A 14,030-nucleotide genomic window follows, 5' to 3' on the forward strand; every position below is an offset into this window, starting at 1 on the left:
TCTCCTCGAGCCGGTGCGGCATCGAAACGGACTATGCTCCGTTTACATGAACGACCGTAGCACAACCGGAGCGTGATCCGTTTTGGCTGAGGCGGAGAGGCGCGCGGACGCGACCCGTAACCGCGACCAGCTGCTCGCGGTGGCGACCCGCGTGTTCGGGGCGGCAGGCGCCGAGCCGTCGATGCGGGCGATCGCCCGCGAGGCCGGGGTCGGCATCGCCACGCTCTACCGGCACTTCCCGACCCGCGAGTCGCTGGTCGACGCGGTCTACCGGGACCAGGTCGTGCGGCTGACGACCGGCGCCCGCAAGCTGCTCGGCCGACTGCCACCGGCCACGGCGCTGCGACGCTGGATGGACCTCTTCGGGGACTGGATCGCGACCAAGAACGGCATGCTCGACACGCTGCTCGCGATGATCGAGTCCGGCGAGATCGCCCACGCGCAGACCAGGGCCGAGCTGCTGGCGGCGATCACCACGATGCTCGACGCCGGCCGGGCGGCGGGCGACCTCCGCTCCGACGTCACCGCCGAGGACATCGCCGCCGCCCTGATCGGCATCTTCACCGTGGCCCCGCGGCCCGAGCACGAAGCCAGGGCCGATCGCCTGCTGAACCTCCTGGCGGACGGCCTCCGGCCCGCTAGCCCTTGAAAATCCCGGCGCGCTGGGAAAGACGGCGGTACAGCGACTGCTGGATCGACTCGCGAACCTGATCGGTCAGGCCGAACACGAGCATCGGGTCGTCCACGTCGTCCGGCTCGTAGCCGTCGGTGCGGATCGGTTCGCCGAACTCGATGGTCCACTTGGTGGGCAACGGAATCGCGCCCAGCGGGCCGAGCAGCGGGAACAGCGGGGTGACCGGGAAGTACGGCAGCCCCAGCAACCGTGCGAGCGGCTTGAGGTCGCCGATCTTCGGGTAGATCTCCTCCGCGCCCACGATCGAGCAAGGAATGATCGGCACCCCGGTGCGCAGGGCCGCCGAGACGAACCCACCGCGCCCGAACCGCTGCAGCCGGTACCGCGACGAGAACGGCTTGCCGATGCCCTTGTAGCCCTCCGGCCACACCCCGACCAGCTCGCCCGCGGTGAGCAGCCGCTCGGCGTCCGGGTTGCACGCCAGCGTCTGCCCCGACTTGCGGGCCAGCGCGCCGAGCAGCGGCGTGCGGAACACCAGGTCCGCGCCCAGCATCCGCAGGTGCCGGTGCGCCGGATGCTCGTCGTGCACCGCGATCGCCGTCATCACCGCGTCCAGCGGCACCGTCCCGGAGTGGTTGCACACGACGAGCGCGCCGCCCTCCTTGGGCAGGTTGTCCACGCCGATCGTGCTGACCCGGAACCACTTCTCGTACAGCACCCGCAATGGCGGCAGGAGCAGGTTGTCGGTCAGCTCGGCGTCGAAACCGAACTCGTCCACCGTGTAGTCGCCGGTCAGCCTGTTGCGGAGGAAGGTGAGCGCCCTGGTGATCGCGTCCGGCTCGGGCTGCCCGGGCCCGGCCTCGGCCCTGGGCAGGCTCACCACGGGCGCCTCTGTCGTCTGCTCGGTCGGTTGCGGTCTGGTCCTCGGCTTCCGTTCCTGCGCCCGCCGCAGGGGGATCACCTGGGCTTGCACGCTGGTCGTCACTGATCCGGCCCCGTTTCCTGTCGTTTCCGGGTTCATCGCGTCTGACCGGTCGCGGCTGCCGTGACCACCTTGCCGGCCGCCGCGGCCAGCTGTGCTCCGTCGACGACCGGGCGCAGTCCCGCGCCGCGCACGTAGTCGTCGAACGCCGCGGCTGTGGTCCACCGCGGCCGGTAACCGAACTCCTGCTTGAGCCGGCTGGTGTCCACCACGCGGCCGTAGTTCAGCAGGCGCACCTGGTCGGGAGAGAAGTCGACCACGCGCGCGCCGCGCAGCATCTTGGCGACCGACGGGATCACCGACCGCGGGACTGGGAGTTCAACCCGCCCGGCTCGCCGGATCGCCTGTGACAGGGTCAGTACCCCGTCCGAGCCGACGTTGAACACGCCGGGGTGGTCTTCGAGGGTCGCTTTTTCCAGCACCGCCAGCGCATCGGCCGAATGGAGCAGCTGGATCCGCGCGTCGTACCCGAAAACCGTTGGTACGACCGGCAAAGCGAAATATCGCGAAAGCACGGTGTCGACGTCAGGGCCGATCAGGTTGGCCGAGCGCAGCGTGGTGACCGTGATGTCGGGTCGGCGGCGGGCCAGGCCGCGCACGTACCCCTCCATCTCGACCGCGTCCTTGGCGTAGCCGCTCGTCGAGGCCGGGATCAGCTCGGAGTCCTCGGTGAACACCGCGGGCGAACGCGGGCCGGCGCCGTACACCGCGGCAGTCGACTTGACCACCAGCTTGCGCACCCAGGCCGAACGCTGGCACGCGGCGAGCAGCCGCATGGTGCCGATGACGTTGACCTCTTTGAGCGTGCCCCGGCGGGCGGGCCCGGCGGGGTGGCACGTGGTGGCGGCGTGCACGACGGTGTCGACCCTCGCGTCGGCGAGCACGCGCGCGATCAGCGGGTTGCGGATGTCGGCGCGCACGAATTCGGCGCGCCCGAGGCGGCGCAGGATCTGTTTGCCCGGCGGTCTCGTGTCCACCCCGATGACGCGTTCGAACTCAGGGGTGTTGCCGAGGCGGACTAGGAGCCTGCCACCGAGCTCGCCCCCGACCCCGGTGACAAGCACGACATTGGACGGCATGGAACCCCCTGGCAAAAGGGCTGGTTTTCGGCGGCGACGCAGATGTTACCCCCGAAACGGGAGCCCGGTGAGGACCGCTAACACGCTATTAACCCAGGTCACGGCCTGTGTACGAGCCTCACCCAAATGGACGCGACCCGCCCGGGTAACCGGACGGGTCGCTGTCAGCTTCAGTGCGCTTACGCGTCACTTGCCCTGCTTGCGGCGCTGCATCCGGGTGCGGCGCAGCAGCTTGCGGTGCTTCTTCTTGGACATGCGCTTGCGGCGCTTCTTGATCACCGAGCCCACAGGGTGCTCCTTCGCTGTTGGTCTTACTTGGACGCTGCCCGGCGCAGCGTCCAGCGGATGGAGCGCATCAGGCGCGAGCGGTCTCCCAGATTACCCGCGCACGATGGGCGCAAGCGCACGCCCCCTACCTAACCGACATCGAAATAGGCGCCTTCCAAGTACTCGTGGACGGCTTTCTCGGGCACCCGGAACGACTTACCGACCCGAACGGCCGGTAGTTCGCCCGAATGCACGAGGCGGTAGACGGTCATCTTGGAGACCCGCATCAGCGTGGCCACCTCGGCGACCGTCAGGAACTGGACCTGCCCGACAGCGGGCACGTCCTTCTTGTTCGACGGCATAGTCACCGTGCCCTTCGACACGCGTCGTGCCGCTCGGCTTCCCCACCGGCGGTACCGACACGCACGTGCTTTATCCCTGAGGGTAGCGGGACTGCTGGGACCAGTGCGACGCCTGGCGCGAAGATTGGTCCAACCGGGCGCCCGGCCAGGGGTGAAAGGTCCGTTTCTCACCCCGGCCGGACGCCGGTGACTACTTACCGAGTTCGACCGAGCGGTCCCGTGCGGCCTCGATGGCGGCCAGCAGCGCGGCCCGCACGCCGTGCTTCTCCAGCTCGCGGATGGCGTTGATGGTGGTGCCGGCGGGCGAGGTGACCGCCTCGCGCAGGATCACCGGGTGCTCGCCGGTTTCGGCGAGCATCTTGGCCGCGCCGACGGCCGACTGGATGATCAGCTTCTCCGCCACCGCGCGCGGCAGGCCGAGCAGGATCCCGGCGTCGATCATGGCCTCGACCAGGAAGAAGAAGTACGCGGGCCCGGAGCCGGACAGCGCGGTGACGGCGTCCTGCTGCTTCTCGGGCACCTCGATCACCTGGCCGACCGAGGACAGCATCTCCTTGACCAGCGCGACGTGCTCCGCGGTCGCGTGCGTGCCGGGCGAGACGGCGCTCATCGCCTCGTTGACCACCATCGGGGTGTTCGGCATCACCCGGACGACGGGCACACCCGCGGGCAGCTTGCGCTCGTACAGCGAGGTCGGCAGGCCCGCGCACAGCGAGACGATCAGCGACTCGGTCCCGACCAGCGGGGCCAGCTCGTCCAGCACCGGGTGGATGTCCTGCGGCTTCACGGCGACGACCAGCACGTCGGCCCGCTTGGCCGCGTCGGCGATTTCGACACCGGCGACGCCGTACTGATCGGTCAGCTCGGCCGCGCGCTCCGGATGCCGCTCGGTGAACAGCAGCTCCTCCGGCTTCCAGCCGCTGTGCAGCAGGCCCGACAGCAGCGCTTCCCCGATCTTCCCGGCACCCAGGACGGCAATCGTTGTCATGAACCCGAGACTAAGGCGCGGGAGCCAGCGCGAGTTGCCGGGCCTGGCAGATCAGCCGTCCCGCCGAGTCGATGACCGTCGCGTCGGAGTCGAACCACGACTCCTGCACCGAACGGCAGTCGACCTGGACACGCAGCCAGCCCGGGGCCGGGCGGGTGCGCAGCAACGCCGTCAGCTGCGCCGTCGGCGCCCAGCCGAGCCTGCCGAGGTTGAACACCACCGGCGGGTTCACGTCGCCCGCGAGCAGCGCGAAGTAAGGGTCCGGCAGGCTGTGCCGCGGCCGCACCCACAGCCGGATCCTCGGCGGGTCACCGGCGCGGCCGGACAGGTAGCCGACGGTGCTCGGGTCGAGCCGCACGTCGCAGCCCTTGGCCAGGTTGAACGTGCCCTCCGCGCTGTTGCCGCCCAGCGCGATCGCCCGCGGTGGCGGCTCGGCGGGCATCGGCGGCAGATCGGCCCACTCCGGCCGCCGCACCGGCAGCCGCCCCGTGGTGACCGTCGCCTCGACGCAGCTGCGGCCGCGCTGCTCCAGCCGCACCGCCACGACGGTGGCCCGGCGGCCGATCTTGCGCAGGTCGGTGCGCAGCAGCACCGGCCCGATCGCCGGCGGGCGGAGGAACTCCGCGCTCACCACGAGCGGTTCGGCCGACGGGTCGCCTCGCTCGGCGAGCACCGTGGTGGCGGCCTTGGCGATCAACGCGAGCAGGAATCCGCCGTGCGGGTGACTGCCGATCGCCCATTCGGGACGCAGGTCCGAGGTGAGTGTGCCGTCTCCCAGTGAACGAACCGCGCAGGCCGCCTCGAAGGCCGTCGGGTCCTGGGCTTCCAGCGTGCTCACGAACGATCTACCAGCGCGCGCAGGGAGGAGACCAGGTTCGCCGGGCGTTCGGCCAGCCGTCGCACCAGCCCGCCGTACGAGTGCTCGCCGAACGGCACGGACACGCGCACCGTCTCGCCAGCGGCCGCCAGCGCGGCCTGTGCCGCGGGCCGGACGCCGTAGCACATCTGGAACTCGTACGAGCCGGGTTTCCTTCCGTGCCAACGGATCCGCTCGCCGAGGATGTCGATCAGGCGCGGGTCGTGGGTGGCGAACATCGGGTATCCGGCACCGGCCAGCAGGGTGTTCGCGGCGCGGACGTAGCTCAGGTCGGCCTCGTGCCGGGTGCGCCACGCGACCTCGCGCGGCTCCGTGTACCCGCCCTTGCACAGCCGGACCCGCGAGTCGGCCACGGCGAGCGCGGCGGCGTCCTTTTCCGTGCGGTTGAGCGAAGATTGCAGTGCCACGCCGACCCACGGCCAGGTGTGCCGCAGCTCCTCGACCGCGCGCAGCGTGGCGTCGGTGGTGCGGTGGTCCTCCATGTCGATGGTGACCGTGGTGGCGCACTGTTCCGCGGCGGCGCAGATGCGCCACGCGTTGTCCATCGCCAGCTTCTCGTCCAGGCCAAGGCCCAGCGCCGACAGCTTGACGCTGACCTCCGCGCGGGCGGCGAGCCCCTCGTCGTAGAGCCGGTCGAGCAGCGCGAGGTAGGTCTGCACTGTGCGCTCGGCCTGCCCGGGTTCGCGCACGTCCTCGCCGAGGTGCTCGAGGGTGGCGTACCGGCCGTCGTCGACCAGCTCGCCCACCGCGGTGACGGCGTCGGCCACGGTCTCGCCGGCGACGAAGCGTTCGGCGAGCCCGCGGGTCGCTGGGGCGGTGGCCACGGCACGGCGTAATGAGTCGTTGCCTGCGGCGGCTAGGAGCAACGAGCGGAACGGGTTCACGCACGAAACTTTACGTGTTCGTATATCGGAAGCCCATGCTGTCGGACGCAAGGGTGAACGTGAAGTTGATCTTGTTTTCGGACTCAGTGCCCGAGGTGGAAGCGGGCGAACAACAGCGCCTCCGCGAGGTCCCGCATCCGGTGCGCGGGACTCGGCGCGCGGCGCGTGTTGACCTCCAGCACGACCTGCCCGTCGAACCCGCCCACGGTCAGCTTCTCCAGCACCTCCGCGCAGGGCTGGCTGCCCCGCCCCGGCACGAGATGTTCGTCCTTCGGGACGCCGGTGCCGTCGGCCAGGTGCAGGTGCGTCAGGCCCGCGCCCATCCGGTCCACGAGCGCCAGCGCGTCCATCCGCGCGGCGGCCGAATGGGAAAGGTCCAGCGTGTAGTGCGCGTAGCCGACGTCGGTGGGGTCGATCGACGGGCGGAACGCCGACATCCGGGCGTCGCGCTTCCCGCCGGGCGGCCGCACCTTGAACATGTTCTCGACCGCGATCTCGATCCCGCTGTCGGCCTCCAGCTCGGCGACGAGGTCGGCGAACGCGTCGCCGTAGCGGCGCTGCCAGCGGAACGGCGGATGCACCACGACCGTGCGCGCTTCCAGGTCCTGCGCCGCTTCCACGCTGCGCCGCAGCCGGACCACCGGATCGGGCGACCAGACCCGCTGCGTGATCAACAGGGACGGCGAATGCACCGACAGCACCGGCATCCCGGTGCGCCGCGACCAGCGGCGCAGCTCGGGCACGTTCTGGCTGACCGGGTCGACCCAGACCATCACCTCGACCCCGTCGTAGCCGAGGTCGGCGGCCAGCTCGAATCCGGTGCCGGCGCGCAACGGCCACACCGACGCGGTGGAGAGCCCGACCGGCGTCAACGCGACAGCAGCAGCAACGCGGCAGGCGACACGGTGACCACCAGGCCGACCAGCACCGCCAGCACCATCGTCTGGATGTCGTCCGCGCGGCGGATCTTCCGCACGATCCACACCAGGCCGACGACCACGACCAGCGCGGCGACCAGCGCGGCCGCGGGGATCTGCCCCCACAGCCAGTTGAAGCCGAGCCAGACCGCGGCACCGCCGAGCACGCCCAGCGCGAGCTGGGCCGCCATCGACAGCCACTGCTTCGCCGGCGACGAGTCGCTTTCTTCGGCCTCCTCCTCGGCCTCCGGCTCCGCCTCGGCCTCGTACTCGTGACCGCCGAGCCGCTCCGGCTCCGCCTCGCCGAAGTCGCCGAACTCGTCGACTTCCTCGTCGTCATCGGCGAAGGGGTCGTGGAAGCCGGTGGCCTCCATGGCCTCGTCTTCGAGCTGCGGCGCGGGCGTGAACGCCGAGGGGTGTCCCTCTGGCAGGACCGGCGGCGGGTTGAACGCCGACGGATGCCCTTCCGGCAGCACCGGCATCACGCCGACCTCGGTGTCCTCCGAGCTGACCTGGTCACGCTGGCGCCGCCACCGCGACAGGCCGGCGGGCGGCGCGTCCGGCGGCACCGCGGCCTCCGGTGGCTGCTGATCCCCGACCGCCTCGAACTGCTCGGTGTGCGGCTCGGGCTCCGGCCGCTGGCGACCGGGACGACGCGGGCGGCGCGGCGGCGCCTGGAAGGCACCGCTGGCCATGCCGCCGGGCGGCGGCCCGGGATCGGCCGCGTCCTCCGGGGCACCGGCCTCGAGCCCGTCGAGCCGGGCGGACAACGAATTCTGCTGCGGCGCCGGGCGCAACGGCGGCACCTGGCGCGTCTCCTCGGCCTGCTTCTCCGGCTCCGGCGGACGGGCGGGCGGACGCTGGCGCCGCGGCGGCAGCGGGAACGCACCCGACTCGGGCGCCGGCGGACGCTGGAACGCGCCGGACTCCTGGCCCCCGTTCACCGGCCGCGGGAAACCGCCCGAATCCGGACCGTTGCCGTTGACGGGACGGGGGAAAGCACCGGACTCCGGCGGACGCTGGAACCCGGTCGGCTCGGGCGAGCCGTTGCGCGGGAACGCGCCGGATTCCTGTTGCGGGCGCGGAAAACCACCGGAATCGGGCCCGCCGCCGTTGCGCGGGGGCGCCTGCGGCGGGCGCTGGTACCCGGTGCCACCGGCCTCCGGCGGACGCTGGAACGCGCCCGATTCCTGCTGCGGGCGCGGATAGCCGCCCGAATCCTGCTGCGGGGGCGGCGCGGCGCCCGGTCTGCCGAACGCGCCGGGCTCCGGCGGGACCGCGCCGTTGGCCGGGCGCTGGAAAGTGCCCGAAGGTTGCTGGTTGCCGTTCGGGCGGGCCGGCGGCTGCTGGGGTGGAGCGGGCGGGGCCTCGCCGTCCGGCTTGCGCCGTCGTCCCGAAGGCGGCGGGGTCTGCTGCCCTTCGCCGCCGCGGACCCTGTCGATGATCGCCTGCGGCCCGGTGTCGGAGACGCCGCGGCCGCGCCGCGGCGGCTGTTGGTCGCCGCCCGCTGGCGGCGCCTCCTCGGCTTCGTCCGCAGCGCGACGGTGACGGCGCTTGCCCTCGACCTGCCCGCCGTGCAGCGCGAGCAGCTCGGCCACCGTCTTCTGCGAGCGATCCTGTCCGCTCTCTCGACTCATCAGCGTTTCATCCCCACTGCGCGTCCGTGACCGCGTAGCCTGCCCTCAACACGGCCACAGCGGCACCTTGCGTCACGCATCCCTGCCACCTTTCCACCGTGCCCCGAGGGCTTCGCTCCCGTCCACCGGGCTGCTGTTACCGGTCCTATTCGGCGATGAACTGCGCCATTCTCCCGGTGCAGTGTCGTCGCTGCCGTTCGAATGGTCCAGTCGCCGCAGGATCAGACCCTCTCGCAGCGCCCACGGGCAGATCTCCAGTTCTTCCAGCGACAGCGCGCGCATGGCCGCCTGCGCCACCAGCGCCCCGCCGACCAGCTGGTGTGCCCGGCTCGAGCTGACCCCTTCCAGCTCGGCGAGGTCACCCGCCGTCATCCGGGAGACGAAGGCGATGAGCTGCCGCAGTGCGGTGTCGGACAGGGTACGACGTACCCGCGGGCCCGCGACGGAGGGCGCCGCGCCGGTCAGCCTGGCCAGCGAACGGAAGGTCTTCGAGGTGGCCACCACCCGCTCGGGCTGGCCCAGCTTGCTCACCTTCTTCGCCAGCGGCGCCAGCTGGTCCTCCAGCCACGCCGAGGTGGCGACCAGCTCGGATCGCGTCGGCGGGTCGTGCGAGAACCGGGTGCGGGTGATCCGGCCTGCCCCGAGCGGCAGGGATTCGGCGAGCTCCGGTTCCTCGTCGATGCCCATCGCCACCTCCAGCGAACCGCCGCCGATGTCGAGCACCAGCAGCCGTCCCGCCGACCATCCGAACCAGCGGCGGACCGCGAGGAACGTCAGCCGGGCCTCGTCGGCTCCGGAAAGCGCTCTCAGCTCGACGCCGGTTTCGTCCCTGACCTTCCGGAGTACCTTCCCGGAGTTGGTGGCTTCGCGTACCGCCGAAGTGGCGAAGGCCATGACCTCTTCACAGCCGAGCCTGGCCGCCGCGCTCTTCGCCGACTCCACGGCCGACACGAGCGCGTCGGCTCCGCGCTTGGTCAGCTCGCCGGCGTCGGTGATCTGCTCCGCGAGCCGCAGCACCGTCTTCTCCGAGTGCATCGGCGTCGGGTGCGCACCACGATGGGCGTCCACCACCAGCAGGTGGACGGTGTTGGACCCGACATCGAGAACCCCTAGGCGCACAAAGCCCTACGGTACCCGGCCAGGTGGTTACGTCTCGAACTTGTAACCAAGACCGCGCACCGTCACGAGGTGCCGCGGCGAGCCGGGATCCGGCTCGATCTTCGACCGCAGTCGTTTGACGTGCACGTCCAGCGTCTTGGTGTCCCCGACGTAGTCGGCACCCCACACCCTGTCGATCAACTGGCCGCGCGTGAGCACCCGGCCGACGTTGCGCAGCAGGTACTCCAGCAGGTCGAACTCCTTGAGCGGCAGCGACACCTCGCCGCCCTCGACGGTCACCACGTGCCGTTCCACGTCCATCCGCACCGGGCCCGCGGCGAGCACCAGCGGCGCCAGCTCACCCTCGGGTCCGCCCTCGCCGCCGCGGCGGAGCACCGCGCGGACGCGCGCGATCAGCTCGCGCGCCGAGTAGGGCTTGGTCACGTAGTCGTCGGCGCCGAGCTCCAGCCCGACCACCTTGTCGATCTCGCTGTCGCGTGCCGTCACCATGATCACCGGCACGGTCGAGCGCTGCCGCAGCTGCTTGCACACGTCGGTGCCGCTCATCCCGGGCAGCATCAGGTCGAGCAGCACGATGTCGGCCCCGTTGCGGTCGAACTCCTCCAGCGCCTGCTGGCCGTTCGTGGCCACGGCCGCGGTGAAGCCCTCCTTGCGCAGCAGGAAGGCCAACGGGTCGGCGAACGACTCCTCGTCCTCGACGATGAGTACCCTCGTCACTGTTTTCCTCCCTGTTCTCGACTGCTCACGACGAGCGGGGACATCCGCTCGCCGTCCTGCTCGGGCGCGTTCCCGTTCTCGCCGGAGCGCTGGTAGACCGGGAGCCGCAGGGTGAAGGTCGATCCGGTGCCCTGCATGCTCCACAGCTTCACCTCACCACCGTGGTTGGCGGCGACGTGTTTGACGATCGCGAGGCCGAGCCCGGTCCCCCCGGTGGCCCGCGACCTGGCCTTGTCGGCCCGGTAGAAGCGCTCGAACACGCGCTTCTGGTCTTCTTCGGCGATGCCGATCCCGCGGTCGGTCACCGCGATTTCCACCATGCCGTCGGTCAGCTTGCGGCTGACCGACACCGGGCTGCCTGCCGACGAGTACGCGACGGCGTTCTCCAGCAGGTTGGACAGCGCGGTGACCAGCAACGTGCGGTCGCCCTCGATGAGCAGGCCGCTCGGCGCGTCCGCGGTGACGTTGATGTCGGCCGACTCGGCGGAAAGCTTGGTCCGGCCGAGTGCTTCGCGGATGACGGCGTCCACCTCGACGACGTTGAGGTCGGGCAGCCGCTCCGCGCCCTGCAGCCGGGAGAGCGCGATCAGCTCGGTGACCAAGGTGCCCAGCCGGGTGGACTCGTGCAGGATCTTGCCGCCGAAGCGGCGCACCTCGTCCACGTCGTCGGCGGCGTCGAGCACGGCCTCGGTCAGCAGCGCGATCGCGCCGACCGGGGTCTTGAGCTCGTGGCTGACGTTCGCCACGAAGTCGCGGCGGACGGCTTCGAGGCGCGCGGCCTCGGAGTGGTCGACGGCCTCGATGACGGTGAACCCGTCACCGAGCGGGCGCACCTCACCGAGCACCGCGGCCGGCTGCCTGCCGCGCGCCTCCAGCGGGGAAAGATCGATCTCCAGTTCTTCGTCCGTCTCCACGACCTGCTCGGCGGCCTTGCGGGCCCGGGTGTCGGCGCGGTTGTCCTTCACGAGGCCGAGGGTCTCGGCCCGCTTGTTGTGCAGGACCATGTCGCCGAAGCGGTTCAGCACCAGCAGACCGTTGTTGGAGGACCGGACGAGCCGTAGCAGCAACTCGGCGATGGTCGGGCCGGTCGGCCGTCTCGCCTCCCGGCGCCGCCTAGACCGGGAGATCAGGAAACCGGCTACCACGCCGACCAGCAAGGAGCCGGCGGCCATGGCGAGTGCGGCACTCACGCTCACGGCTGAATCGTAAGCATGAAGATGTCCATTTGACCTAGTCTTGGCGGCCTTCTCGTGACGCCTGTGACACCTTCAGCGGCTTTGTTGGCCCCGCATTCAGCCGGAGTTCACCGAGGTGCTGCTCCCCCGTGACTCCGCGCCCGATCGGGCTTCACCGGATCGAGTCGAGCCTGGCAACCTCCTCTTCGGACAGTCGCAACCCGGCGGCCGCGATGTTCTCCTCGACGTGATCCGGGTTTCCGGTGCCGGGGATGGCCAGCACGTTCGGCCCCTGATGCAAGGTCCAGGCCAATCGGACCTGTGCCGCGCTCACGCCGTGCGCGGCCGCGATCTCGGTGACGGCGGGGTGCTCGCCGCCGCTGGCGATGGCGAAGAACGGCACGAACGCGATGTCCTCCGCGGCGCAGAGCTTGACGAAATCATCGTCCTCGCGCCGCGCGGTGAGGCCGTACTGGTTCTGCACGCAGACCACCGGCGCGATCGCCTGCGCCTCGCGGAGGTGGTCCGGGCCGACGTTCGAGATGCCGAGGTGACGGATCATGCCCTGCTCGCGGAGTTCCGCGAGCACACCGAACCGGTCGGCCAGCGAGCCGGCACCGCGGTCGAGCCCGTCGCCGATGCGGAGGTTCACGACGTCGAGGTGATCGCGGCCGAGCTCGCGCAGGTTCTGCTCGACCTGGGAGCGCAGGTATTCCGGGCCGTACTCGGTGATCTTGCCGCTGACCGGGTCGAGGCCGGGGCCGACCTTCGTGGTGATGACGAGGTCCTCGGGGTACGGGTTGCCGAGCGCGCTGTTGATCAGCTCGTTGGACGCGTAGGGGCCGACGGCGTAGAAAGCGGCGGTGTCGATGTGGTTGACGCCGAGCTCGACGGCGCGGCGCAGCACGGCGATGGCACGCTCGCGTTCGGCGGGGCCGTTGCCGGGCTTCATCGGCATCAAGCGCATGGCGCCGTAGCCGAGCCGGTTGACGGTGCGGTCGCCGAGCTGCCAGGTGCCCGCCGCGGTGGCGGTGATCGTTTCTGTCATGACTCCAGCGTCCAGCGGAGATACAACGGCCGCCCCCGATTGGCAACTTGCTGCCAAACTGGATTCATGGAGACCACGCGTGAAGCGACCGTCGTGCGCGGCGAAGCCGAGCTGTTCGCCCGCACGGCGCATCTGTTCGAGCTGGCGGACGACGTCGCCTGCGCGGCCAACGACCTGCACACGTGGGCGCTGGCCCACCAGCACGCGCCCCACCCGGACAGGAGCGAGGGGCACGTGCGGAAGCTGTACCGGCCCGGCGTGCTGCTCGACGCTTCCCAGATCGCGCACGTGGAGCAGCTGCGCAGGCGTGGCGCGCAGGTGCGGATCAGCACCGATCAGCTCAACGAGACGATCATCCTCGACCAGCGGGTCGCGATCATGGCCGGTGATCTTTCGCACGGCGAGCGCAGCTACGGCGTGATCACGCAGCCGGAGGTCGTGCAGAGCGTGACCTCGCTGTTCAACGCCGCCTGGCGCGCGGCCACCGAGATCGAGGTCTTCGACGCGGACTTCGCAGAGGTCCGGGCGCTGGCGCCGCAGATACTCGATGTCCTGGCTTCGGGTTGCAAGGATGAGACCGCCGCCCGCACGGTCGGCCTGAGCGTGCGCACGTACCGCCGCCGGGTCGCCGAGCTGATGTCCGCGCTCGGCGCCACTTCCCGCTTCCAGGCCGGCATGCGCGCGCGGGAGCTGGGCCTGATCTAGAGACTGTCCAAATGCGACCGGACGACCGCCGCCGCTTGGCGCGGGGTCAGTGAATCCGGATGCAGGACGCCGTCGAAGCTCAGCCCGTCGAGCAAAGCCGTCAGCCGCCGCACTTCCAGCTCCCGATCGTCCACTTCGGACGCGGCGAGTACGCGGCGGACGAGCGCCCTGGTGCCCTCGTCGGCCTCACGGGCGAGATCGGCGAGCGTCGGATCCGTCCGCGCGGCGATGGCGAATTCCAGGAACACCGTCACTTCCGCGCGCCGTTGCTCGTCCAGCGGCAGTAGTTCGCAGAGCAGTTCCGCCGCGGCTTTCTTGCGCTCACGAGCGGTCAGTTCCGCCGGATCGCCGAGCGCTTCGACGCGCTGTCGCACCCGCGCGGACACCCTGTCGATCATCGAACGCATCGCGAAGCGCATCAGCTCCGCCTGGCTTTCGAAGTAGTGCCGCACCGATCCCACGTTCAGCCCGGCCTCCGCCGCCACGGTGCGCAACGACACCCTGTGCAGCCCTTCCCTTGCAGCAAGCCGGAAGAGCGCGTCGGCCACGTCGGCCCGCCTGCTCTCCGGATCCACGATCTTCGGCACTCTGTCTTTTTATCACAGCTGTGCTATCTTGGGTTTTGTCACAGCCGAGATA

Annotated in this window: 16 protein-coding genes; 2 read left to right on the top strand and 14 right to left on the bottom strand. The window is 70.6% G+C overall.

What is annotated here, in order from left to right:
• Window positions 1-82: 82 nt before the first annotated feature.
• A complete protein-coding gene (locus tag FPZ12_RS06290) occupies window positions 83-649 on the top strand; it encodes a TetR/AcrR family transcriptional regulator (RefSeq protein ID WP_144754233.1) in 567 nt (188 codons plus the stop codon).
• Here FPZ12_RS06290 and FPZ12_RS06295 read toward each other — a convergent pair.
• From FPZ12_RS06295 to FPZ12_RS06355, 13 genes are all read right to left on the bottom strand, one after another.
• Window positions 639-1,655, bottom strand: coding sequence for a lysophospholipid acyltransferase family protein (locus FPZ12_RS06295; protein ID WP_144754230.1), 1,017 nt, complete (start codon window positions 1,653-1,655; stop codon window positions 639-641). The genes FPZ12_RS06290 and FPZ12_RS06295 overlap by 11 nt on opposite strands.
• Window positions 1,652-2,695 carry an NAD-dependent epimerase/dehydratase family protein gene (locus tag FPZ12_RS06300; protein ID WP_144754227.1) on the bottom strand — a complete coding sequence of 348 codons (1,044 nt, stop codon included), beginning with the start codon at window positions 2,693-2,695 and terminating at the stop codon, window positions 1,652-1,654. The genes FPZ12_RS06295 and FPZ12_RS06300 overlap by 4 nt, the downstream gene beginning before the upstream one ends.
• 186 nt (window positions 2,696-2,881) lie before the next feature.
• A complete protein-coding gene (locus FPZ12_RS06305) occupies window positions 2,882-2,983 on the bottom strand; it encodes a 30S ribosomal protein bS22 (RefSeq protein WP_017986394.1) in 102 nt (33 codons plus the stop codon).
• A gap of 128 nt (window positions 2,984-3,111) precedes the next feature.
• Window positions 3,112-3,324, bottom strand: a complete 213-nt coding sequence (locus FPZ12_RS06310) for a helix-turn-helix domain-containing protein (protein WP_144754305.1) — start codon at window positions 3,322-3,324, stop codon at window positions 3,112-3,114.
• 190 nt (window positions 3,325-3,514) lie between these two features.
• Window positions 3,515-4,312 (bottom strand): pyrroline-5-carboxylate reductase, encoded by a 798-nt coding sequence (proC, locus tag FPZ12_RS06315; protein WP_144754224.1) that lies wholly within the window; start codon window positions 4,310-4,312, stop codon window positions 3,515-3,517.
• Window positions 4,313-4,322: 10 nt separating this feature from the next.
• Window positions 4,323-5,141 carry a thioesterase family protein gene (locus FPZ12_RS06320; protein WP_144754303.1) on the bottom strand — a complete coding sequence of 273 codons (819 nt, stop codon included), beginning with the start codon at window positions 5,139-5,141 and terminating at the stop codon, window positions 4,323-4,325.
• Window positions 5,142-5,146: 5 nt separating this feature from the next.
• A complete protein-coding gene (locus FPZ12_RS06325; protein ID WP_144754222.1) occupies window positions 5,147-6,073 on the bottom strand; it encodes a proline dehydrogenase family protein in 927 nt (308 codons plus the stop codon).
• 83 nt (window positions 6,074-6,156) lie between these two features.
• A complete protein-coding gene (locus FPZ12_RS06330; protein WP_144754219.1) occupies window positions 6,157-6,945 on the bottom strand; it encodes a sugar phosphate isomerase/epimerase family protein in 789 nt (262 codons plus the stop codon).
• Window positions 6,942-8,627 carry a hypothetical protein gene (locus tag FPZ12_RS06335; RefSeq protein ID WP_150980197.1) on the bottom strand — a complete coding sequence of 562 codons (1,686 nt, stop codon included), beginning with the start codon at window positions 8,625-8,627 and terminating at the stop codon, window positions 6,942-6,944. The genes FPZ12_RS06330 and FPZ12_RS06335 overlap by 4 nt, the downstream gene beginning before the upstream one ends.
• Before the next feature lie 72 nt (window positions 8,628-8,699).
• Window positions 8,700-9,746 carry a Ppx/GppA family phosphatase gene (locus FPZ12_RS06340; protein WP_144760363.1) on the bottom strand — a complete coding sequence of 349 codons (1,047 nt, stop codon included), beginning with the start codon at window positions 9,744-9,746 and terminating at the stop codon, window positions 8,700-8,702.
• A gap of 27 nt (window positions 9,747-9,773) precedes the next feature.
• Window positions 9,774-10,463: a response regulator transcription factor gene (locus FPZ12_RS06345; protein WP_144760359.1), complete on the bottom strand. Its 690-nt coding sequence runs from the start codon at window positions 10,461-10,463 to the stop codon at window positions 9,774-9,776.
• A complete protein-coding gene (locus FPZ12_RS06350; RefSeq protein WP_424923574.1) occupies window positions 10,460-11,635 on the bottom strand; it encodes a sensor histidine kinase in 1,176 nt (391 codons plus the stop codon). Before FPZ12_RS06350 ends, FPZ12_RS06345 begins: the two co-directional genes overlap by 4 nt.
• Window positions 11,636-11,810: 175 nt before the next feature.
• Window positions 11,811-12,686 (bottom strand): oxidoreductase, encoded by an 876-nt coding sequence (locus tag FPZ12_RS06355; RefSeq protein WP_144760356.1) that lies wholly within the window; start codon window positions 12,684-12,686, stop codon window positions 11,811-11,813.
• A gap of 66 nt (window positions 12,687-12,752) precedes the next feature.
• On the opposite strand from FPZ12_RS06355, the gene FPZ12_RS06360 reads away from it, so the two are divergent.
• Complete coding sequence (locus tag FPZ12_RS06360; protein WP_144760353.1) at window positions 12,753-13,391, top strand: helix-turn-helix domain-containing protein; 639 nt, start codon at window positions 12,753-12,755, stop codon at window positions 13,389-13,391.
• Here the strand turns inward: FPZ12_RS06360 and FPZ12_RS06365 are convergent.
• Window positions 13,388-13,978: a TetR/AcrR family transcriptional regulator gene (locus FPZ12_RS06365; protein WP_144760350.1), complete on the bottom strand. Its 591-nt coding sequence runs from the start codon at window positions 13,976-13,978 to the stop codon at window positions 13,388-13,390. The genes FPZ12_RS06360 and FPZ12_RS06365 overlap by 4 nt on opposite strands.
• Between the last annotated feature and the right edge of the window lie 52 nt (window positions 13,979-14,030).

The organism is Amycolatopsis acidicola (assembly GCF_007713735.2).
Lineage (GTDB): Bacteria > Actinomycetota > Actinomycetes > Mycobacteriales > Pseudonocardiaceae > Amycolatopsis_E > Amycolatopsis_E acidicola.

Excerpts from the sequence above, each read along its gene's own strand:
- FPZ12_RS06295 (WP_144754230.1), bottom strand. The coding sequence starts at position 1,655 with ATGAACCCGGAAACGACAGGAAACGGGGCCGGATCAGTGACGACCAGC.
- FPZ12_RS06300 (WP_144754227.1), bottom strand. The coding sequence starts at position 2,695 with ATGCCGTCCAATGTCGTGCTTGTCACCGGGGTCGGGGGCGAGCTCGGT.
- FPZ12_RS06310 (WP_144754305.1), bottom strand. The coding sequence starts at position 3,324 with ATGCCGTCGAACAAGAAGGACGTGCCCGCTGTCGGGCAGGTCCAGTTC.
- proC (WP_144754224.1), bottom strand. The coding sequence starts at position 4,312 with ATGACAACGATTGCCGTCCTGGGTGCCGGGAAGATCGGGGAAGCGCTG.
- FPZ12_RS06335 (WP_150980197.1), bottom strand. The coding sequence starts at position 8,627 with ATGAGTCGAGAGAGCGGACAGGATCGCTCGCAGAAGACGGTGGCCGAG.
- FPZ12_RS06350 (WP_424923574.1), bottom strand. The coding sequence starts at position 11,635 with ATGGCCGCCGGCTCCTTGCTGGTCGGCGTGGTAGCCGGTTTCCTGATC.
- FPZ12_RS06355 (WP_144760356.1), bottom strand. The coding sequence starts at position 12,686 with ATGACAGAAACGATCACCGCCACCGCGGCGGGCACCTGGCAGCTCGGC.
- FPZ12_RS06360 (WP_144760353.1), top strand. The coding sequence starts at position 12,753 with ATGGAGACCACGCGTGAAGCGACCGTCGTGCGCGGCGAAGCCGAGCTG.